The organism is Marisediminicola sp. LYQ134, from assembly GCF_046599635.1.
In the GTDB taxonomy this organism is placed as follows: Bacteria; Actinomycetota; Actinomycetes; order Actinomycetales; family Microbacteriaceae; genus Marisediminicola.
The window spans coordinates 1,572,130-1,592,012 of record NZ_JBKIWP010000001.1; the positions used below are offsets into that span (position 1 = coordinate 1,572,130).

The 19,883-nt window shown below is 68.3% G+C and carries 15 protein-coding genes; 1 reads left to right on the forward strand and 14 read right to left on the reverse strand.

Annotated features, from left to right (window positions below; all coding sequences use genetic code 11):
• Positions 1-18 precede the first annotated feature (18 nt).
• The 12 genes from ilvC to ACLHIH_RS07620 form a co-directional block, all read right to left on the reverse strand.
• Complete coding sequence (gene ilvC / locus ACLHIH_RS07565) at positions 19-1,044, reverse strand: ketol-acid reductoisomerase (protein WP_411316102.1); 1,026 nt, start codon at positions 1,042-1,044, stop codon at positions 19-21.
• Between the two features lie 62 nt (positions 1,045-1,106).
• Positions 1,107-1,613 (reverse strand): acetolactate synthase small subunit, encoded by a 507-nt coding sequence (gene ilvN, locus ACLHIH_RS07570; protein ID WP_411316103.1) that lies wholly within the window; start codon positions 1,611-1,613, stop codon positions 1,107-1,109.
• 4 nt (positions 1,614-1,617) lie between these two features.
• Entirely contained in the window at positions 1,618-3,432 is a 1,815-nt protein-coding gene (locus ACLHIH_RS07575; RefSeq protein ID WP_411316104.1) for an acetolactate synthase large subunit, read from the reverse strand.
• Between the two features lie 67 nt (positions 3,433-3,499).
• Positions 3,500-5,194, reverse strand: a complete 1,695-nt coding sequence (ilvD, locus tag ACLHIH_RS07580; protein ID WP_411316105.1) for a dihydroxy-acid dehydratase — start codon at positions 5,192-5,194, stop codon at positions 3,500-3,502.
• A 58-nt stretch (positions 5,195-5,252) separates the two neighbouring features.
• On the reverse strand, positions 5,253-5,639 hold the full coding sequence (gene mnhG / locus ACLHIH_RS07585; RefSeq protein WP_411316106.1) for a monovalent cation/H(+) antiporter subunit G: 387 nt from the start codon (positions 5,637-5,639) through the stop codon (positions 5,253-5,255).
• Positions 5,636-5,968 carry a monovalent cation/H+ antiporter complex subunit F gene (locus ACLHIH_RS07590; protein ID WP_411316107.1) on the reverse strand — a complete coding sequence of 111 codons (333 nt, stop codon included), beginning with the start codon at positions 5,966-5,968 and terminating at the stop codon, positions 5,636-5,638. Before ACLHIH_RS07590 ends, mnhG begins: the two co-directional genes overlap by 4 nt.
• A complete protein-coding gene (locus ACLHIH_RS07595) occupies positions 5,965-6,516 on the reverse strand; it encodes a Na+/H+ antiporter subunit E (RefSeq protein WP_411316108.1) in 552 nt (183 codons plus the stop codon). The genes ACLHIH_RS07590 and ACLHIH_RS07595 overlap by 4 nt, the downstream gene beginning before the upstream one ends.
• Positions 6,509-8,110, reverse strand: a complete 1,602-nt coding sequence (locus ACLHIH_RS07600) for a Na+/H+ antiporter subunit D (protein ID WP_411316109.1) — start codon at positions 8,108-8,110, stop codon at positions 6,509-6,511. The genes ACLHIH_RS07595 and ACLHIH_RS07600 overlap by 8 nt, the downstream gene beginning before the upstream one ends.
• Positions 8,107-8,673, reverse strand: coding sequence for a Na(+)/H(+) antiporter subunit C (locus tag ACLHIH_RS07605; protein ID WP_411316110.1), 567 nt, complete (start codon positions 8,671-8,673; stop codon positions 8,107-8,109). Before ACLHIH_RS07605 ends, ACLHIH_RS07600 begins: the two co-directional genes overlap by 4 nt.
• Entirely contained in the window at positions 8,670-11,573 is a 2,904-nt protein-coding gene (locus tag ACLHIH_RS07610; protein ID WP_411316111.1) for a Na+/H+ antiporter subunit A, read from the reverse strand. Before ACLHIH_RS07610 ends, ACLHIH_RS07605 begins: the two co-directional genes overlap by 4 nt.
• A gap of 109 nt (positions 11,574-11,682) precedes the next feature.
• Positions 11,683-12,507 (reverse strand): trehalose-phosphatase, encoded by an 825-nt coding sequence (gene otsB, locus ACLHIH_RS07615; protein WP_411316112.1) that lies wholly within the window; start codon positions 12,505-12,507, stop codon positions 11,683-11,685.
• Positions 12,504-14,018 (reverse strand): trehalose-6-phosphate synthase, encoded by a 1,515-nt coding sequence (locus ACLHIH_RS07620; protein ID WP_411316113.1) that lies wholly within the window; start codon positions 14,016-14,018, stop codon positions 12,504-12,506. Before ACLHIH_RS07620 ends, otsB begins: the two co-directional genes overlap by 4 nt.
• Positions 14,019-14,210: 192 nt before the next feature.
• On the opposite strand from ACLHIH_RS07620, the gene ACLHIH_RS07625 reads away from it, so the two are divergent.
• Positions 14,211-15,119, forward strand: coding sequence for a sugar phosphate isomerase/epimerase family protein (locus ACLHIH_RS07625; RefSeq protein WP_411316338.1), 909 nt, complete (start codon positions 14,211-14,213; stop codon positions 15,117-15,119).
• Here the strand turns inward: ACLHIH_RS07625 and ACLHIH_RS07630 are convergent.
• Both ACLHIH_RS07630 and ACLHIH_RS07635 read right to left on the reverse strand, forming a co-directional pair.
• A complete protein-coding gene (locus ACLHIH_RS07630) occupies positions 15,116-16,963 on the reverse strand; it encodes a YhgE/Pip family protein (RefSeq protein WP_411316114.1) in 1,848 nt (615 codons plus the stop codon). The genes ACLHIH_RS07625 and ACLHIH_RS07630 overlap by 4 nt on opposite strands.
• Positions 16,960-19,881 carry an MMPL family transporter gene (locus tag ACLHIH_RS07635; protein WP_411316115.1) on the reverse strand — a complete coding sequence of 974 codons (2,922 nt, stop codon included), beginning with the start codon at positions 19,879-19,881 and terminating at the stop codon, positions 16,960-16,962. The genes ACLHIH_RS07630 and ACLHIH_RS07635 overlap by 4 nt, the downstream gene beginning before the upstream one ends.
• Between the last annotated feature and the right edge of the window lie 2 nt (positions 19,882-19,883).

Below are 19,883 nucleotides of genomic sequence, written 5' to 3' on the forward strand. Positions count from 1 at the left end.
GGTGCGGGGTGCTGACGCTTAGCGGGCGGCGCTGCCGTCGGTGTAGTCGGCGTCCTGCTGCTTCCACGCGAAGAGGGCGCGGAGCTTCTGTCCCGTCGCCTCGATCGGGTGGGCCTGGCCCTTTTCACGCAGCGCGAGGAACTCGGGGGCTCCGGCATCCTGATCGGTGATGAAGCGCTCAGCGAAGGCACCGGACTGGATGTCCTTGAGCACCGCCTGCATGTTCTCCTTCACCGAGGGGTCGATCACGCGGGGGCCCGAGACGTAGTCGCCGTACTCGGCCGTGTCGGAGACGCTCCAGCGCTGCTTCGCGATGCCGCCCTCCCACATGAGGTCGACGATGAGCTTGAGCTCGTGGAGAACCTCGAAGTAGGCGATCTCGGGCTGGTAGCCGGCCTCGATGAGGGTCTCGAAACCGTACTGCACGAGCTGCGAGGTGCCACCGCAGAGAACGGCCTGCTCGCCGAAGAGGTCGGTCTCGGTCTCTTCGGTGAAAGTCGTCTTGATCCCCCCGGCGCGCAGTCCGCCGATGGCCTTCGAATACGACCACGCGAGATCCCACGCGGCGCCCGAGGCGTCCTGCTCGACGGCGACGATCACGGGCACACCGCGACCGGCCTCGTACTCGCGGCGCACCGTGTGGCCCGGCCCCTTGGGAGCGACGAGGAGCACGTCGACCCCCGAGGGCGCCGTGATGTAGCCGTAGCGGATGTTGAACCCGTGGCCGAAGACGAGAGCCTTGCCCTCGGAGAGGTTGCCCGCGATGTCGTCGGCGTAGAGGTGACGCTGGTGCTGGTCGGGGGCGAGGATCACGATGACGTCGGCCCACGCGGCGGCCTCGGCCGAGGTGAGCACGCGGAACCCGGCCTCCTCGGCCTTCGCGATCGACTTCGATCCCTCTTTGAGACCGACGACGACCTCGACGCCCGAGTCGCGCAGGTTCTGCGCGTGAGCGTGTCCTTGCGAGCCGTAGCCGATGACGGCGACCTTCTTGCTCTGGATGATCGACAGATCGGCGTCGTTGTCGTAGACGATTTCAGTCACAGTGTTCTCCTTGATGGTGGGGGTCGGCGTCCCGGCCGGTGCGGCAGGGCGATTCGGTGCGGTCAGCTCTTGAAGACGCGCTCGGTGATGCTCTTCGAGCCTCGACCGATGGCGAGGAGACCCGATTGGGCGATCTCCTTGATGCCGTAGGGCTCGAGCACCCTGAGGAGCGCGTGCACCTTGGGGGTGTCACCCGTGACCTCGATCACGAGGGCGTCGGTCGAGACATCCACGATGCGCGCGCGGAACAGGTTGGCGGCCTCGAGGATCTGGCTTCTCGTCGTGTTGTCGACGCGCACCTTGATGAGCATGTGCTCGCGCTCGACGGTCTGCGCCGGCTCGAGTTCGACGATCTTGATCACGTTGACGAGCTTGTTGAGCTGCTTCGTCACTTGCTCGAGCGGCAGCTCTTCGACGTCGACGACGACGGTAATGCGCGAGAGCCCGGGGATCTCGCTCTTGCCGACCGCGAGCGACTCGATGTTGAACCCGCGGCGGGCGAAGAGCCCCGCGACGCGCGTGAGCAGACCCGGTTTGTCTTCGACGAGGAGGGACAGGACGTGACTCATGGCTCTACTCCTCTTCCCACTCGGGGGCGTGTTGTCTCGCGTATTGCACCGACGAGTTTCCAACTCCCTGCGGAACCATCGGCCACACCATGGCGTCTCGGCTCACGATGAAGTCGATGACCACGGGGCGGTCGTTGGTCTCGTTGGCGAGACGGATGGCGGCGTCGACATCCTCTTTCTTCGTCACGCGGATGCCGAGGGCACCGTATGCCTCGGCGAGCTTCACGAAGTCGGGAACCATGACGGTGTCGTGGCCCGTGTTGAGGTCGGTGAACGAGTGGCGGCCCTCGTAGAAGAGCGTCTGCCACTGGCGCACCATGCCGAGGGACGAGTTGTTGATGACCGCGACCTTGATGGGGATCTGGTTGATCGTGCACGTCGCGAGCTCCTGATTGGTCATCTGGAAGCATCCGTCGCCGTCGATCGCCCACACCGTGCGGTCGGGCTGGGCGACCTTGGCGCCCATCGCGGCGGGCACGCCGTAGCCCATGGTGCCCGCGCCGCCCGAGTTGAGCCACGCGTTGGGGCGCTCGTACTTGATGAACTGCGCCGCCCACATCTGGTGCTGGCCGACGCCCGAGGCGTAGACACCCTCGGGGCCCGTGATCTGGCCGATGCGCTCGATGACGTACTGCGGCGAGAGCAAGCCGTCTTCGGGCTCGTCGTAGCCGAGCGGAAACTGCTCGCGCAGACTCTCGAGCCGTTCCCACCACGCGGAGATGTCATTGCTCGTGCCCGAGGAGATGGTCGTGTACGCCGCGGTGAGGTCGGCGATGACGTCTTTCGCGTCACCCACGATCGGCACGTCGGCGACGCGGATCTTGGAGATCTCGGCGGGGTCGATGTCGACGTGCACGACTTTGGCGTCGGGCGCGAACTCGCTCGGCTTGCCCGTGACCCGGTCGTCGAAGCGCGACCCGAGTGCCACGAGGAGGTCTGCCTCCTGCAGTCCGAGAACGGCGGGCACGGTTCCGTGCATGCCGGGCATCCCGAGCTGCTGGGGGTGCGAGTCGGGGAAGGCGCCGCGCGCCATGAGGGTCGTGACGACCGGGGCACCCGTGAGCTCGGCTAGTGCGAGCAGTTCGGCAGACGCCTCCGCGCGCACGACGCCGCCTCCGACGTAGAGCACGGGGCGCTTCGCCTCGAGGATCAGTTGCGCCGCGGCCTGAATCTGCTTTCCGTGCGCTTTCGTCACGGGGCGGTATCCGGGCAGGTCCACCTTGGGCGGCCACACGAACGGGGCACTCGCCTGCTGGCAGTCCTTGGTCACGTCGACGAGCACGGGGCCCGGGCGCCCGGTCGTGGCGATGTGATACGCCGCGGCGAGGGTCGCCGGCACGTCTTCGGGCTTCGTGACGAGGAACGAGTGCTTCGTGATCGGCATCGTGATCCCCACGATGTCGACCTCCTGGAACGCGTCGGTGCCCATCGACGTGCTGAAGACCTGGCCCGTGATCGCGAGGAGGGGAACGGAGTCCATGTGGGCGTCGGCGATGGCGGTGACGAGGTTCGTCGCGCCCGGACCGGATGTCGCGATGGCGACCCCCACGCGACCGCTCGACGAGGCGTACCCCTCGGCGGCGTGGCCGGCACCCTGCTCGTGTCGCACGAGGATGTGGCGGATGGCGTCGGACGACATGAGTTCGTCGTAGAACGGCATGATCGCGCCGCCCGGGAGCCCGAAGACCTCGGTGATCCCGAGCTTCTCGAGGGTGCGCAGGATGGCGCCCGACCCGGTGAGGATCTCCGGTTGCGTCGTCGCGGCGCGACCGGGTTCGGCGGGACGCGCGACAGGCGTCGGCTTGGATTCGGTGGACATGAAGATCGGATCCTTAGTCGCGGGAGCGAGTGCGTGGGCGAACGGGGTGACCGGGGCTGCTCGGCCCTCAGCCCGTGACGGCGCCGACAGCGGCGGAGCGCACGAGCTTGGAGTACTTGGCAAGCACCCCTCGCGTGTAGCGGGGTGGCAGTGGAGCCCAGCCGTCTCGGCGAGCTGCGAGCTCTGCGGGATCGACAAGTAGGTCGAGCGAGCGAGCTGCGATATCGACCCGTATCAGATCACCATCGCGCACGAAGGCGATCGGACCGGAGTCGACCGCTTCGGGAGCTATGTGGCCGATGCACAGGCCGGTTGTGCCGCCTGAGAATCGTCCGTCCGTCAAGAGTAATACATCTTTTCCGAGCCCCGCGCCCTTGATGGCGGCCGTGATCGCGAGCATCTCGCGCATGCCCGGCCCTCCCTTGGGCCCCTCGTATCGGATGACGACGATGTCGCCTTTCTCGATGAGGCCCTCGGTGAGCGCATCCATCGCCGCTCGTTCGCGTTCGAAGACCTTGGCCGGCCCCTCGAAGATCTCGGCGTCGAACCCGGCCGTCTTCACGACCGCACCCTCGGGTGCGAGCGAACCGTGCAGGATCGTGAGCCCGCCCGAGGCGTGGATGGGGTTGTCGAGGGTGCGGAGCACCTTTCCGTCGAGCGGCTCGGGGTCGAGCTCCGCGAGGTTCTCGGCCACCGTCTTGCCCGTCACGGTGAGAGCGTCGCCGTGCAGGAGTCCCGCCTCGAGGAGCGCGCGCATGAGCACGGGGATGCCCCCGTGACGGTCGACGTCGTTCATGACGTACTGCCCGAAGGGCTTGAGGTCGCCGATGTGCGGCACGCGGCTGCCGATGCGGTTGAAGTCGTCGAGTGTGAGCTCGACCTCGGCCTCGTGCGCGATCGCGAGGAGGTGCAGCACGACGTTCGTCGAGCCTCCGAGCGCCATGGCCACGGCGATCGCGTTCTCGAAGGCATCTTTCGTGAGGATGTCGCGCGTCGTGATGCCGAGACGCAGCATGTTCACGACGGCTTCGCCCGAGCGGTGGGCGAAGTAGTCGCGGCGGCGGTCGGCCGAGGCGGGCGATGTCGACCCGGGGAGGCTCATGCCGAGGGCCTCGGCGACGCTCGCCATGGTGTTGGCCGTGTACATTCCGCCGCACGCCCCCTCTCCCGGGGCGAAGGCGCACTCGATGCGCTTGGCGTCCTCTTCGCTCATGCGGCCGGCCTTGACGGCACCGACGGCCTCGAACGAGTCGATGATCGTGATGTCTTTCTCGGTGCCGTCGCTGAGCTTGACCCAGCCGGGCGCGATCGAGCCCGCGTAGAGGAACACCGAGGCGAGGTCGAGTCGCGCGGCCGCCATGAGCATGCCGGGGAGCGATTTGTCGCAGCCCGCGAGCAGCACCGACCCGTCGAGGCGCTCGGCCTGCATGACGACCTCGACACTGTCGGCGATGACCTCGCGGCTCACGAGGGAGAAGTGCATGCCCTCGTGCCCCATCGAGATGCCGTCGGAGACGGAGATCGTGCCGAACTGCAGGGGGTATCCCCCACCCGAGTGCACCCCCTCCTTCGACGCTTGCGCGAGGCGGTCGAGCGAGAGGTTGCACGGGGTGATCTCGTTCCACGAGCTCGCGATGCCGATCTGCGGCTTGTCCCAGTCGGCGTCACCCATTCCGACGGCGCGCAGCATGCCGCGCGAGGTCGTGGCTTCGATCCCGTCGGTGACGACGCGGGAGCGGGGTTTGAAGTCGATTTCCGGCATGTTACGAGAGTATCCCTCCCCGTCGCCCCGCATGCCCGTCGTTCAGCATGCCCGCCGTTCAGGCGCCGTCTTGGGGGGAGCGGATGTCGTCGGTCCTGGATGCGCGCTCGACCGCGTCGTGCAGTTCATCGACCACGACCAGGTCGCCGCGGAAGTTGCCCGTGCGATAACCGGCGCGACCGACCATGTGCGCCGAGATCGGCGCCGTGAGCACTTGGAAGACGACGACGGGCACGAGCGTCAGGAGCACGGACCAACTGCGGGCCTCGAGGGCGATCGCGACGACGATAAACAGCAACCCGAGCACTTGCGGCTTGGTCGCCGCGTGGAGTCTCGAGAGGGCGTCGGGGAAACGCACGAGACCGACCCCCGCCGCGAGGGAGAGGAACGCCCCGAGCATGAGGCAGATCGCGGCCGCGAGGTCGAGCCAGTCGTCGAGCATCATCGTTCGGCCTCCGTCGGTCTCGCGGAGGGAGCCTGGGCGGCATCCGGTGAGCCTGTCGTCGCGAGGTCCTGCTTCGAGACGTACCTCGCCACAGCGACCGTCGCGAAGATGGCCGTGGCCGCGAGAACGACCATGAGGGGGATCGTGCGGGTGTGCCCGTTGTAGACCATCTCGGCACCGACCACGAGCATGAGGGTCGTGAGGAGCACATCGGAGGCGATCATCCGATCGAGGATCGACGGACCGCGAACGATGCGAAAGATGATCGCGAGCGCCGCCCCCGTGAAGAAGACCCCCGTGATGATGTTGATGATGGTCGTGATCGTCACGAGCAGATCCTCTCGACGTCGACCTTCGACCCGAAGATGCGCACGAGCCGCTCCTCGATCTCGAGAGCGCGACCGTGCATCGCGTCCGCGTCGGCGGCGCTCTTCGTGTTGAACACGTGGAGGTAGAGCACCGAGCGCTCGCGATCGGTTTCGACGACGAGCGACCCCGGGATGAGCGAGAGATTGATCGCCGTGAGCGTCAGGATGAAATCGGATCGGGTGCGGAGGTTGACGCCGATGACGGCGTTGCCCCGCACCCCCTTGAGATCGAAGGCCTTGAGGGCGATCTGGAACGACGCGCCCACGAGCTCGACGAGGAAGCGCGCGAGATACCAGACGAACCACAGCACGTTGAAGCGACCCGAGAGCTCGACGGGTGGCAGGTAGAACACGCGTGTCACGACGAGAGCGAGCACGATGCCCGTGACGAGGTTGAGCCACGAGACCGAGCCCCACAGGAGCATCCACAGCGCGACGAGCACGACGAGGAGTGGAAGCTGCTCGCGCAGGCTCGCCCGACGCTCGACGCGGGTCTGGCCGTCAGTCATCGATTCCTCCCGTCTCGTCGATCGATGCCGGTTCTTCGACGGCGCCCGGGAAGACGAGGTCGACGTAGAACGACGGTCCCTCGAGATTCTCCCCCGCCCGACTGCTCACGCCGAAGAGCGGGCCGGCGAAGACGGTGAGGGCGACACTCAGGGCGACCATGCCCGCGGTCGCCGCGACCATGACTCGCGGGATCGCGAGCCTCGCCTTGACCGACGTGTCGCCCGGCGCCTCGCTCACGTTGTTGAGCAGCGTCGACTCGTAGCCCTCGACCTCGTCGGCCGGACGCCAGAACGCCATGTTCCACACGCGCACGAGAGCGTAGAGGGTGAGGAGCGAGACGAGGGCGCCGGCGCCGATGAGGATGTAGGCGAGAGGCGTGCCTTGCTCGGCGCTCGCCTCGAAGAGGGCGAGCTTGCCGATGAACCCCGAGAACGGGGGGATGCCCCCGAGGTTGAGTGCCGGGATGAAGAAGAGCACGGCGATGATGGGCGACGACGCGAGGAGCCCCCCGAGCTTGTTGATCGACGTCGTGCCACCGCGGCGCTCGATGAGGCCCGTCGCGAGGAAGAGCGTCGTCTGCACGACGATGTGATGCACGATGTAGAAGATCGCCGCCGAGGTCCCCTCCGACGTGCCGAGGGCGACTCCGAGGATCATGTAGCCGATGTGACTCACGAGCGTGAACGAGAGCAGTCGTTTGATGTCGGCTTGCGCGACGGCCCCGAGCACGCCGACGACCATCGTCAGGAGGGCGATGATCATGAGGGCGGGGTTGAGCTCGGGCCCGGGGAAGATCACGGTCTCGGCACGGATGATCGCGTAGACACCGACCTTCGTGAGCAGCCCGGCGAAGACCGCGGTGACGGGAGCCGGCGCCGTCGGGTAGGAGTCCGGGAGCCAAAACGACAGCGGGAACACCGCCGCCTTGATGCCGAAGGCCACGAGCAGCATGACGTGCAGGATGATCTGCGTGTCGACGGGGATCTCGGCGATGCGCAGCGAGATCTGCGCGATGTTGACCGTGCCGACCGCCCCGTAGATCATCGCGATCGCGGAGAGGAACAGGATCGACGAGACGAGGCTCACGACGATGTAGGTCACGCCGGCGCGGATGCGGCGCTCGGTGCCCCCGAGGGTGATGAGCACGTAGCTCGACACGAGGAGGATCTCGAACCCGACGTAGAGGTTGAAGAGGTCGCCCGCGATGAACGCCATGAAGATGCCGGTCGCGAGGATGAGGTAGGTCGGGTAGTAGATCGAGACCGGGGTGTCGTCATCGGGATCGGCGAGGCCCTGCCCGATCGAGAAGATGAGAACCGCGAGCAGCACCGCTGCCGAAACCGAGAGCATAAGGGCGGCGAGGCGATCGACCACGAGCACGATGCCGAACGGGGCCTCCCATCCGCCCACCTCGACGACGAGGGGCGAGCCCTGGTCGACGACGACGAGCATGACGATGCTGATCGCGAGCACCGCCGCGAGCACGATCGTCGTGATCGCGCGCTGTGTGCGGGGATGACGACCGACGGCGAGAGCCGCCGCCGCCCCGAACAGCGGGAGGATGACGACGAGGGGGACGAGTGACTCGATCATGATGTGCGGTCCTCGTCGTGATCGGTCGCGGTCGACGCGTCGGCGGCTGCCGCGTCATCCGACGCGCGATCTGTGCTCGCGGCGATGCGCGCCGCGAGTTCGTCGCGCTCCTCGAGGTCGCGCGCTGTCGAGATCGCTGCCCGCGCTCGCACGCCGAACTCGGTGTCGTCGCCCTCGATGTCGATGCGGTCGTCGACGACGCTCGGCTCGCCCGAGCGCATCGCGACATCGTCGGCGTCGTCGAGCAGCTCGTCTTCGCGCGCGAGTCGCCACGACCGGTAGATGAGGGCCATGAGGAAAGCCGAGACCGCGAACGTGATGACGATCGCGGTGAGGATGAGAGCTTGCGGAAGCGGGTCGCTCATCTCGCCGGGTTCGACGCCGCCCCCGACGATCGGCGCCATGCCCGCCTCGCCCGCCATGATCAGGATGAGCAGGTTGGTCGCGTTGCCCGCGAGGAGGAACCCGAGCAGCACGCGCGTGAGGCTGCGCTCGAGGATGAGGTAGACGGCGCACGCGTACATGATCGCCATGACGATGACGAGGGTCAGGGAGAGGCTCATGCGTCGACCCTCTCGGTCTCATCCGCCGCGCTGTCGGAAGCGGCGCTCTCGTCTTCCTGCTGCCGATCGACCTCGGCACCGAGGCTCCGCAGCACGTCGAGCACGAGGCCGATGACCACGAGGTAGACCCCGACGTCGAAGATCGTCGTCGAGACGAACTCGACGTCGCCGAAGAGCCAGACGGTTCCCTCGATGTATGCGGAGGTCAGCGGCGGCGCCCCGAAGAAGAGCGGCACGAGAGCGGTGCCCACGGCGAGGGCGAGGCCCGTGCCGAGGAGCTTTCCCGCGTCGATGGGCGCGGCGGCGCCGAGCTCGAAGCGGCCGCCCGCGAGGTAGCGCGCGACGAGGGCGAGCCCCGCGACGATCCCCCCGGCGAACCCGCCGCCCGGCAGGTTGTGCCCCGCGAAGAGCAGGTAGACCGAGACGATGATCACGGCGTGGAAGGTCAGCCTCACGACGACCTCGAGCAGGATCGAGCGGTTGCGGGGCGCGAGCGTGCGGCCCGCGAGCAACCAGGAGTTGCGCACATCCGTGTTCGCCGAGTCGCGCGCCTTCTGTCGACGCTCCCCGATCGTCTTGCGCGCCTCGCGGCGACCGACACGAGGCAGGGTGTCGAGCCTGCCGCTGATGAAGATGAGGCTCGCGACTCCCGTCGCCGCCGCGATGACGACCGAGAGCTCCCCCATGGTGTCCCAGGCGCGGATGTCGACGAGGGCGACATTGACGACGTTGCGGCCGTGCCCCTCGATGAAAGCGAGGTCGGGCCACTCGAGCGAGATGGGTGAGGCGACCCGACTGCCCGCCGCGACGAGCGCCACGAGCCCCATGAGCACGCCGAACGAGATTCCGATGAACGCCCGCAGTCCGCGGTGGGTGCTCCCGTTGCGCTTGCCGAGCCGAGGGGGGAGGCGTCGGAGCACGAGCACGAAGGCGACGAGGGTCACGACCTCGACGAGGGCTTGGGTCAGAGCGAGGTCGGGTGCGCCCTGGAGCGCGAAGAGCGCCGACATCCCGAACCCCGTGACCCCCACGAGGACGACGGCTTGGAACCTCTTGCCCGCGCGAGTCGCCGCAAGCGACGCGACGACCATGACGACGCCGATCGCGAGCTGGGCCGGGTAGTCCCACGGCCGGAGTGTGACGGTCCACGAGTCCGAGAACGCGAGAGAGGCGCCGACCGCGACGACGAAGACGAGCAGGATGATGCCGAGGTAGAACGGCAGCGATCCTCGCTGCGTCACGCTCGTCGTGCGCGCCGCCGTGCGGTCGATGAACCGCATCGACGCCCAGTAGATGTCGGCGGCCGAGATGCCGGTTCCCGCCTTCGCCTGGAACTCGGAGACGCGCGTGCGCATCGCGAACATGACGAGACCGAGGATGAGGGTGAGTGCCGAGATTCCGAGCGCGGGCTCGAACCCGTGCCACAGAGCGAGGTAGTAGGGCTCCCCCTCGGAGGCGAACACGCTCGAATACCCGGTTATGGAGTCGTCGACGAGAGGCGCGAAGCCCCCGAGCACGACGCCGCTCGCCGCGAGGAGCCCCGGAGCGAAGAGGAAGTCGATGTGCTCGTCGACGGGGCGCACGCGCTCGCAACCGGGCTTGCGCATGAACGCCCCCCAGAAGAACCGCGCGCTGTAGGCGACCGTGAGCACGGTGCCGATCGCGACGCCGATGATCGCGACGGCGCCGATGACACTTCCCCCGACCGCATCCTCGAAGAGCGCCGTGAAAACGGCCTCTTTGGCGACGAACCCGAAGGTGGGCGGGAGTCCCGCCATCGACGCGAGGGCGAGTGCGGCGATCGTCGCGAGGATGGGTGCTTCGCGGCCGAGGCCCGAGAGCTTGCGCAGGTCGCGCGTGCCAGCCCGGTGGTCGACGATTCCGATCACGAGGAACAGGGTCGACTTGAAGAGGGCGTGGGCGAGGAGCATCGCGACGCCCGCGAGCGCGGCGTCGCGGGTTCCGTAGCCGACGATGACCGTGAGGAATCCGAGCTGGCTCACGGTTCCGTGGGCGAGCACGAGTTTGAGATCGTATTGCTTGAGCGAGGTCCAGCCCCCGACGAGCATCGTCGCGACGCCGAGGATCACGAGCGTTTCGCGCCAGCCCGGGATCTCGGCGAAACCCGGAGCGAATCGGGCGATGAGGTAGATGCCGGCTTTGACCATGGCGGCGGCGTGGAGATAGGCGCTCACGGGGGTCGGGGCGGCCATAGCGGCGGGCAACCAGAAGTGGAACGGGATGATCGCCGACTTCGAGAGCGCCCCGACGAGCACGAGGAAGATCGACACGATCGAGAGGGTGTCCGTCGGCGCCATCGCGATGATCTCGGCGAGGCTCGAGGTGCCGTTCTGCACCGCGAGGATCACGAGACCCACGAGCATCACGAGTCCGCCGAGCGTCGTCACGAGGAGGGCTTGCAGCGCCGCGCCCCTGCTCGACTTGCGACTCGCGTAGTGCCCGATGAGCAGATAGGAGAAGACGCTCGTCGCCTCCCAGAACACGAAGAGCAGGAAGACGTCGTCGGCGAGCACGAGGCCGTACATCGATCCGGCGAAAGCGAGCAGCACCCCGGCGAAGCGGCCGATGCCCTCTTCGTCAGCGCGGAAATACCGCGCGCAATAGACGAGCACGAGGCTTCCGACGCCCGTGACGACGAGCGTCATGATCCACGAGAGCGTGTCGAGGCGCAGCGAGATCGCCATGTCGAGCTGCGGGATCCACTCGAGGCGATCGACGACGACGTCACCCGCGATGATGCGCGGCGCGAGCGTCGCGGTGTGGATGAAGGCGGCGAGCGGCACGGCCGCCGCCACGAGGAACACGCGCCGGCCGAGCACGCGCGTGAGCGGGAGGACGATGATCGCGACGAGACCGAACACCGAGAGGAGCGTGATCATGCAACCTCCCGAATCGTCAGGGCGGCGAGACGTCGTCGCTGGGGAGTACCGGTCGGTTCCTCGACAGCCGCACCCTCATATTACCCGGCGGGCATGCCGAGGCCGTCGGCTACTGCTCGTGGACGTCGCCCTCGCGCAGATCCGCGAGCAGCCCGAGAGCGCGCGCGACCTCGCGGGGTCCGGGCACCCGATGCTGGGCGAGCGTCGCGCCCTCCCCGCTCTTGAGCCCGAGATCGTCGGGCTCGAGAGCGGCGAAGCCGTCTTCGTCGGTCACATCGTCTCCCGCGAAGAAGACCGCCGTCGCCTTGGTGTACGCGCGCAAGTGCTCGATCGCTTCGCCCTTGGTCGTCGAGCGCACCGAGAACTCGAGCACGTTCTTTCCGGAGCGGACCGTCAGATCATCGACTTCGGCAGACGCTTCGCTGAGGGCGACGAGGTGCGCTATCCGGCTATCGTGCGCCGTCGCGAGGCGAGTGTGCAGGGCGAAACCCGCGGGCTTCGGTTCGAGCCACACCTGGTCGAGGGAGTCGGCGACCTCCCCGAGCACGTCGCGCAGCACGTCGCGCTGCTCGAGCTCGTCGGCGTTGAGATCGATCCGGGTGTCGGGGGTATCGAGTCGCAACTCGATGCCGTGCGACCCGATGAGGAGCGCGTTGTCGGGCAGGTCGGCGACATGCTCGAGGCTCGCGACGGAGCGTCCGGAGACGAGGGCGACGCGCGTGTTCGGCATGTCGAGAAGGCGGAGCACGGCGTCGCGCGCCTCCGGAGTCGCCCTCGCCTGCTCGGGGTCGTCGACCTCGGGGGCGAGGGTTCCGTCGAAGTCGAGCGCGACGAGCAGCCGCCTCGTGCGAGCGAGCTCACGCATGGCACCGACGAGCGTCTCGGGCAACCGGGAGAAATCCGGGGGCACGTCGACGTCGACCACGGGGCTCACGACTCCCGCGGCGCCGAGCCGCGACTCTCTGCGAGCACACGGAGGAACTCGGCCGACCACTTCTCGACGTCGTTGTCGAGAACGCGCTTGCGCAGCGACTTCATGCGCGTCGCGCGCTCGCGCGCGGGCAGCTCGATGGCCTCGAGGATGGCGTCCTTGAGTCCCTCGATGTCGTGGGGGTTGATGAGCGTCGCGCGCTTGAGCTCGTCGGCGGCTCCCGCGAACTCGCTCAGGATGAGCACTCCGTCGTTGTCGAAGCGCGACGCGACGTACTCCTTGGCGACGAGGTTCATACCGTCGCGAAGCGCGGTCACGAGCATGATGTCCGCTGCCAGGTAGAGGGCGACCATCTCCTCGCGAGGGTAGCCGTGGTGGTGGTAGCTGATGGCCGTGTGACTGATCGTCGCGTAGTCGCCGTTGATGCGACCGACCGTGAGTTCGATCTCGTCGCGCAAGTGCATATAGGTCTGCACCCGCTCGCGACTCGGGCTCGCGACCTGCACGAGAGTCGCGTCCTCCACGGAGAGCTGCTCGTCGGCGAGCAGTTCGCCGAAGGCCTTGAGTCGGTGACCGATGCCCTTCGTGTAGTCGAGCCTGTCGACGCCGAGCATGATCGTCTTCGGGTTGCCGAGGTCCTCGCGGATCTGCTGCGCACGAGCCTGGATCGCGGGGGTTCGAGCGAGTGCCTCGTATGCCGCGGCGTCGATCGAGATCGGAAACTGCTTCGCGACGACCGTGCGCGACTTTTGGCCGGTGCGCGTCGGTCCGTGCGTTCGCACCCCCTCGGACTCGTCGACGAGCGGAACCTCGATGCGCGGGTTCTTCGTCGTGTAGCCCTTGAGCCTGCGCACGGCGCGCGAGAAGTTGTTGGCGTCGGCGAGCCGTTGGAATCCGATGACATCGGCTCCGAGAAGCCCCTCGATGATCTGCGTGCGCCACGGCAATTGCGAGTAGATGCCGTATGGCGGAAAGGGAATGTGGTTGAAGAAGCCGATCGTGAGGTCGGGCCGCAGTGCGCGGAGCATCTTGGGCACGAGCTGGAGCTGGTAGTCCTGCACCCACACCGTCGCGTCGGGGCCACTGATCGCGGCGGTCGCATCCGCGAATCGCTGGTTGACCTCGACGTAGGCCTCCCACCACTCGCGGTGATACGAGGGGGGTGCGATGACGTCGTGGTAGAGCGGCCAGAGGGTGTCGTTCGAGAATCCCTCGTAGTACTGCTCGACCTCCACGGCGCTCAAGCGCATCGGGACGACGCGGATGCCGTCGTTGTCGAACGGCTCGAAGTCGAGATCGGGTTGACCCGACCACCCCACCCACGCGCCGTCGCGCGCTCGCATCACGGGCTCGAGCGCGGTCACGAGTCCGCCGGGCGACTGGCGCCACGTCGCCGAGCCGTCTCGACCGACGACACGGTCGACCGGGAGGCGATTCGAGACGACAACGAAGTCGTAGACCGCCGTCTCCTGACCCGGGGCGGGGTGGGCGGTGGTGTCGGCTGGTGAAGTCATGTGTCGGCGTGCTCTCTCATCGGTATGCCACGCAGCATCGCGAAATAAGCACACTCGACGGTAGCAGGTGCCCCGACTCGACCGCGGGGGTGGCGGCCCCTCTAGCGGGCCGGGTGCCGCGCGTGTTACGCGGCCCCGATTGGCCTTCACCCGGCCACCCGATGTTTGACCTGCGCCTCTACGATTGTCGTGATGATCACCGTCGGGATGAGCACGAGCAGCGTCTATCCACTGTCGACCGAGGGCGCCTTCAGGCTCGCAGCAACTGCGGGTTACGACGGCGTCGAGGTCATGATCACGAGCGATCCGTCGACGAGGTCCGTCGACACGCTCCGGACCCTGTCCGACCGGTATGGAATGCGAGTGCTCTCCGTCCACGCCCCCGTTCTGCTTCTGAGTCAGCTCGTCTGGGGTCGCGACCCCGTCGGCAAGCTCGAGAGGTCGGCGGATCTCGCGGCGCAGCTCGGTGCGCCCGTCGTCGTCGCGCATCCGCCGTTCCGGTGGCAGAGATCGTTCGCGTCGCGGTTCGCCGAGATCGTGCGGGCGACGGCCGAGAGATCGGGCGTCTCGATCGCCGTCGAGAACATGTTTCCGATCACGACGCGGGGGATCACCGTCGACGCGTTCGCGCCCGGCTGGGACCCGACGCTCATGGACGTCGACGCGATGACCCTCGACTTCTCGCACGCCGCCTCCGCAGGACTGGACTCCCTCGACATCGCGCGGAACATGGGCCCGAGACTCCGCCACGTGCACTTGTGCGACGGCATCACCTCGGGAAGACACGTCGACGAGCACTTGCGGCCGGGAGACGGCGACCAGCCTGTCGCGGCGGTGCTCGAGAGGCTCGCGGGGCTCGGCTGGAGCGGCTCGGTCGTCGCCGAGATCAACACGCGCGCCGCGCGCAGCGAGGCTCGCCGACTCGAGATGCTCGGCGTCACGCTCGACTTCGCTCGGCGAGCGCTCTCCGCGGGGTCGGCATCCGCTCGGTCGTCATCCGCTCCGCCGGCGTCCGCGGGGTCGGCATCCGCTCGACCGGCACGGCGAACGCCGGCACGCGAGGTGCCGGCGTCGACCGAACGGTCTCTCCCGCGCAGCTAGCTCGCCGGCGCGAGCCTCGCGATGGCCGTCGTGCGGCGCACCCTCGACAGCACCGCGACCGACAGCAGAGCGCTCAGCACTCCGAAGGCGAGCAACGCGAGGATGCTTCCGACGATCGCCCCGGGGTCGGCTCCCGTGAGCACGGCTTGCATTCCCGCGACACCGTAGGTCAGGGGTAGCGCGGGGCTGATCGCCTCGAACGGACCGGCGAGCACCTCGACAGGGTAGACACCGCCCGTCGCCGTCGCCTGGATCGCGAGCAGAAGCAGCGACACGACGAGGCCGACCCGCCCGAACGCGAGCGTCAACAGGTAGTGCAGCGCCGTGAAGCTCACCGCCATGACGATCGCGAGCGCCGTCGTCCACCCGACGAGGCTCCACGCGACGTCGAGCGTCGTGTGCAGGAGAAGCACGAGCAGGAGGGCTTGCACGGCGGCGACGATCGACGCGCGACCGAGTGTGACCCCCACGATGCGCGTTCCCCGCGCGGTCGACCCGAGCGAGGAGGCCGAAGGCAGGCGCGCGACGAGGAAGATCGCGAGGGCTCCGAGCCAGAGTCCGAGCGGCACGAAGAACGTCGACACGAGCTGGCCGATGTCGGTCACCTCGTTGTCGCGGTCGACCTCGAGCCCGACGGGGTCGGAGGCGACGTCGATCGCGTCCGTCGTGTCGTCCGCGGACGCCGGCACTTGCTCGGCGCCGGTCGCGAGCCCGTCGGCGAGCTCCCCGAGCCCGTCGGTGAGCTGACGCGACCCGTCGGCCGACGCCGCGGCTCCCGTCTCGAGGTCGGTGAGTCCCGACGCGAGCGATGACGCTCCCGAGTCGAGCGCCGCCGACCCTGCCGCGAGCTGCTGAGCGCCGGTCGCGCTCTGCGCGATGCCCGACTGCACGCCCTGGAGCGCGCCCGTGGTCTCGGCCGACAGTTGCGCACCGCCGGCCGCGGCATCCTGCAACTGGGCGCTCAGCGCCGCGAGGGTCGCTTGAGCGACGGCGTCGTTGCTCGGGTCCCCGTCGCCCAGCGCCGCAGTCGCCCCGGCGATGCCCGCCGAGAGTTGACTGACGCCGCTCGTGTAGGTTCCGAGCGACGAGGAGATCGTCGAGAGCCCCCCGGCGCCGGTCTGCAACTGGCCGAGCCCACTGCTGAGCGCGCCGACCCCGTCGGTGTATTCGCTCACTCCCGAGGAGAGCGTGTCGGCACCCGACGCCGCGGTCCCCGCACCGGTCGCGAGTTCGTCGAGACCGTCGGTGAGGTCGCCCGAACCCGACTCGAGTTCGGTCGCGCCGTCCGCGGCATCCGAGAGCGCCGCCCCGAGTTCGCCGAACCCGCTGTAGAGGCCGCTCAGGTACTGCGCGGTGATCTCGCTTCCGAACGCCGAGGTCAGGCTCGATCCGACGGTCTCGGCCACGGCCCCGGCGAGGTAGCTGTGGCGGTCGTCGGTCCGGATGTCGATCGTGGCCTGCTGGGGGTCGTCCCCCTGGAGCGACAGGATCGATTCGGAGAAGTCCTCGGGCACCGTGAGGATCGCGTAGACCTCACCGGAGTCGAGCATCTCCTCGGCGTCATCCTCGTTCGTGATGGTCCACTCGAACCCCTCGACATCGTCGGCCGTGAGCTCGGTGACGAGCTGGCGCCCGGCGAACACGGGGGTCTCGGTGCCGTCGTCCGCGGTCTGATTGATGAGTTCGTCGGAGTTGACGATCGCCGCGGGGATGCTGTCGAGGCCCGAATCGGCTTCGCTCAGCGCACCGACGACGAGGCCCGCGACGGCGAGAGGCACGAGGGCGACCGCCGCGAGGGCGGCGATCCCCCGGCTACGGCGAGGGGTGCGGGAGCTGCGGCTCATGAGAGGACGCCTTTCGAAGCGGATGACGGCTCGAGCGAGCGTCGGGAGAGATCGAGGGTCACGACGACGCGGTCTGCCGCGAGGTCGGCGCCCGAGGGCGGGAGCGGGGTCGACGTGCCCACGAGCAGGGTCGTCGAGGCTGGCGCGAGTCGGGAGACGCGCAAGAGGAGCGCGGCGTGCGCTTCGGGGTCGAGGCCCAGTTCGCCCTCGTCGAGCATGACGATGGGAGCCCCCTCGGCGATCGCGAGGAGAGCGAGGGCGAAGGCCCGGTCTGCGGGCTCGAGAGCCGAGACGGTGTCGGTCGCTCGCACCCGCGTCTCGCCGCGCGAGGTCGCGTCGGCGGCTCGCGAGATCCAGTCGTCGACTCCCCCGCCGCGCGACCGCCCGGCCGCCGCGGTGCGCGTGAACCGGAGTCGCTCGGCGAGCATGCTCCCGAGCGTCGCGCCGCCGTCGTCGGCGGTGCGGCCGTCGAGATCGGTGAGGGCGACGAGGCGCGCGACGTCGCCCGACTCGGTCGGGAGCACGCGCCCGGCGACGCTCGCGCGCCCCGACTCGAGCTCGACCCTGCCGGCGAGCCCCGCGAGCAACACGCGGCGCTTCGCGGCGTCACCCGTGACGAGCACGAGGCTGCCGTCGGGGATCGTCACGGTGACGGGGTCGGTGCGGGAGTGGCCTGTTCCCACCACGACGTCCTCCGTCACGATCGCGCCGGGCTCGCGCGTCGCGACCCAGTCGACCGCGTCGCGGTGGTGCCCGAGTCGCTCACCCTCGATGTCGAGGTTGGGGAGAATGCGATCGAGCCACGCGGGGAGCCACCAGGCGTGCCGCCCGAGCAGGGTCATGATCGCGGGCACGAGCGTCATCCTCACGAGGAACGCGTCGAAGGCGATGCCGACGGCGAGCCCGAGGGCGATGGGCTTGATCGTTCCCGACCCCTCCGGCACGAAGGCGAAGAACACGAAGAACATGATGAGCGCGGCCGCGGTCACGACTCGCGCGCCACTCGAGAACCCTCTCCTCACCGAGAGTCTCGCGTTCTTCGTCTTGACGAACTCCTCGCGCATCCCCGAGACGAGGAACACCTCGTAGTCCATCGCGAGCCCGAAGAGAACGGCCATGAGGAGGATCGGCATGAAGCTCAGGATCGGGCCCGGCGTCGCGACGTTGAGCAGGTCGCTCAACCACCCCCACTGGAAGATCGCGACGACGACGCCGAACGAGGCGACGACCGAGAGCAGGAACCCGAGGGCGGCCTTGACGGGGACGAGCACCGAGCGGAACACGATCATGAGCAACACGATCGAGAGACCGACGACGACGATCCCGAAGGGGAGGAGCGCTTCGGACAGCCGATTCGAGATGTCGATGCCGACGGCGGTGGCCCCCGTGACGTTGATGGGCGTGTCGTACTCGGATTCGATCGAGGGCGCGAGGTCGCGGATCGACTGCACGAGCGCTTTCGTCTCCTCGGTGCTCGGGCCGCTCTCCGGAGTTACCTGGATGATCGCGGTGTCGAGCCCGGGCGAGGGGATGCCCTGGCTCACAGCGGCGACGTCGTCGAGCTCGCCGATCTCGTCGCCGATGGCCTCGAGGTCGTCGAGGATGTCGACGGTCTGGGTGATGTCGATCGCGACGACGAGGGGGCCGTTGTATCCGGGGCCGAACTCGTCGCTGATGAGGTCGTAGGCCTGACGCTGCGTCGTGTCGGGGGCTTCCGACCCGTTGTCGGGGAGGCTGAGCTCGAGACTCAGTGCGGGCACCGCGAGGGTGCCGAGGATCGCGACGACACCGAGTGCCGCGAGGATCGGCGCCTTCATGACGATGCCGACCCAGCGCGCACCCATCGTGGGCTTGGCGTTCTCGTCGTCGTGGGCGATCGCGCGACGATAGGCGCGCGAGCCAGGCTTCGGGGTGAGCTTCGACCCGGCGAGCCCGAGGAACGCGGGCAGGAGGGTCACGGCGACGAAGATCGCGATGAGTACCGCGAACGCGGCACCGACGCCCATGACGCTCAAGAAGGGGATCCCGACGACGAGCAGCCCGAGGAGGGCGATGATGACGGTGACCCCCGCGAACACGACGGCGCTGCCCGCGGTTCCGACCGCGATCCCCGTCGACTCCTCGGGGTCCTCTCCGACGGCGAGCTGGTTTCGATGTCTCGACAGGATGAAGAGGGAGTAGTCGATCCCGACAGCGAGGCCGATCATGAGGGCGAGCAGGGGCGCCGTGCTCGACACCGTTGCGAACGCCGAGATGCCCGTGATGCCGCCGATGACGATGCCGACTCCCACGAGCGCGCTCGCGAGCGGCATTCCCGCCGCGCGCAGCGATCCGAAGGTGATGAAGAGCACGATCCCAGCGAAGATCACGCCGAAGACCTCGGTCACGGTGATGCCGAACTCGTTCTCCTGGAAGACCTGGCCGCCGAACTCGACGTCGAGTCCCGCGTCGCGCCCGATCTCGGCGCTCGCGACGAGCTCGTCGAGGGTCTCCTCGGTCACGTCCGTCGCGACGCCGTCGAACTGGATCTGGATGAGCGCGGACTGATCGTCGTCGGAGATCGCGCCGTCGGCGAACTCGTCGAACGGGCTCAGTGCCGATTCGATGCCGTCGATGGCGGAGATCTCGTCGACGAGCTCGCCGATGGTGTCGACGACGTCGTCGTCGGTCACCGATTCGCCGTCGGGGGCGACGACGATCCCCTGCGCGCTCGCACCCGCGACCTGCGGGAACACCGCCTCGAGCCGATCGAGCGCCTCCTGAGACTCGGTGCCGGGGATCTCGAACGACTCGTTGGTCTGGCCCCCGAGGGCGAAGCCTCCGCCGAGCACGGCGACGAAGAGCACGAGCCACACCGCGATGACGGTCCACGCGTGCCGGAACGAGAACCGACCGAGTCGGTAGAGCAGTGTGGCCATTG

Excerpts from the sequence above, each read along its gene's own strand:
- ACLHIH_RS07595 (WP_411316108.1), bottom strand. The coding sequence starts at position 6,516 with ATGACTGACGGCCAGACCCGCGTCGAGCGTCGGGCGAGCCTGCGCGAG.
- mnhG (WP_411316106.1), bottom strand. The coding sequence starts at position 5,639 with ATGATGCTCGACGACTGGCTCGACCTCGCGGCCGCGATCTGCCTCATG.
- ACLHIH_RS07625 (WP_411316338.1), top strand. The coding sequence starts at position 14,211 with ATGATCACCGTCGGGATGAGCACGAGCAGCGTCTATCCACTGTCGACC.
- ACLHIH_RS07575 (WP_411316104.1), bottom strand. The coding sequence starts at position 3,432 with ATGTCCACCGAATCCAAGCCGACGCCTGTCGCGCGTCCCGCCGAACCC.
- ACLHIH_RS07600 (WP_411316109.1), bottom strand. The coding sequence starts at position 8,110 with ATGATCGAGTCACTCGTCCCCCTCGTCGTCATCCTCCCGCTGTTCGGG.
- ACLHIH_RS07635 (WP_411316115.1), bottom strand. The coding sequence starts at position 19,881 with ATGGCCACACTGCTCTACCGACTCGGTCGGTTCTCGTTCCGGCACGCG.
- ACLHIH_RS07610 (WP_411316111.1), bottom strand. The coding sequence starts at position 11,573 with ATGATCACGCTCCTCTCGGTGTTCGGTCTCGTCGCGATCATCGTCCTC.
- ACLHIH_RS07630 (WP_411316114.1), bottom strand. The coding sequence starts at position 16,963 with ATGAGCCGCAGCTCCCGCACCCCTCGCCGTAGCCGGGGGATCGCCGCC.
- ACLHIH_RS07605 (WP_411316110.1), bottom strand. The coding sequence starts at position 8,673 with ATGAGCCTCTCCCTGACCCTCGTCATCGTCATGGCGATCATGTACGCG.
- ilvD (WP_411316105.1), bottom strand. The coding sequence starts at position 5,194 with ATGCCGGAAATCGACTTCAAACCCCGCTCCCGCGTCGTCACCGACGGG.
- ilvN (WP_411316103.1), bottom strand. The coding sequence starts at position 1,613 with ATGAGTCACGTCCTGTCCCTCCTCGTCGAAGACAAACCGGGTCTGCTC.
- ACLHIH_RS07620 (WP_411316113.1), bottom strand. The coding sequence starts at position 14,018 with ATGACTTCACCAGCCGACACCACCGCCCACCCCGCCCCGGGTCAGGAG.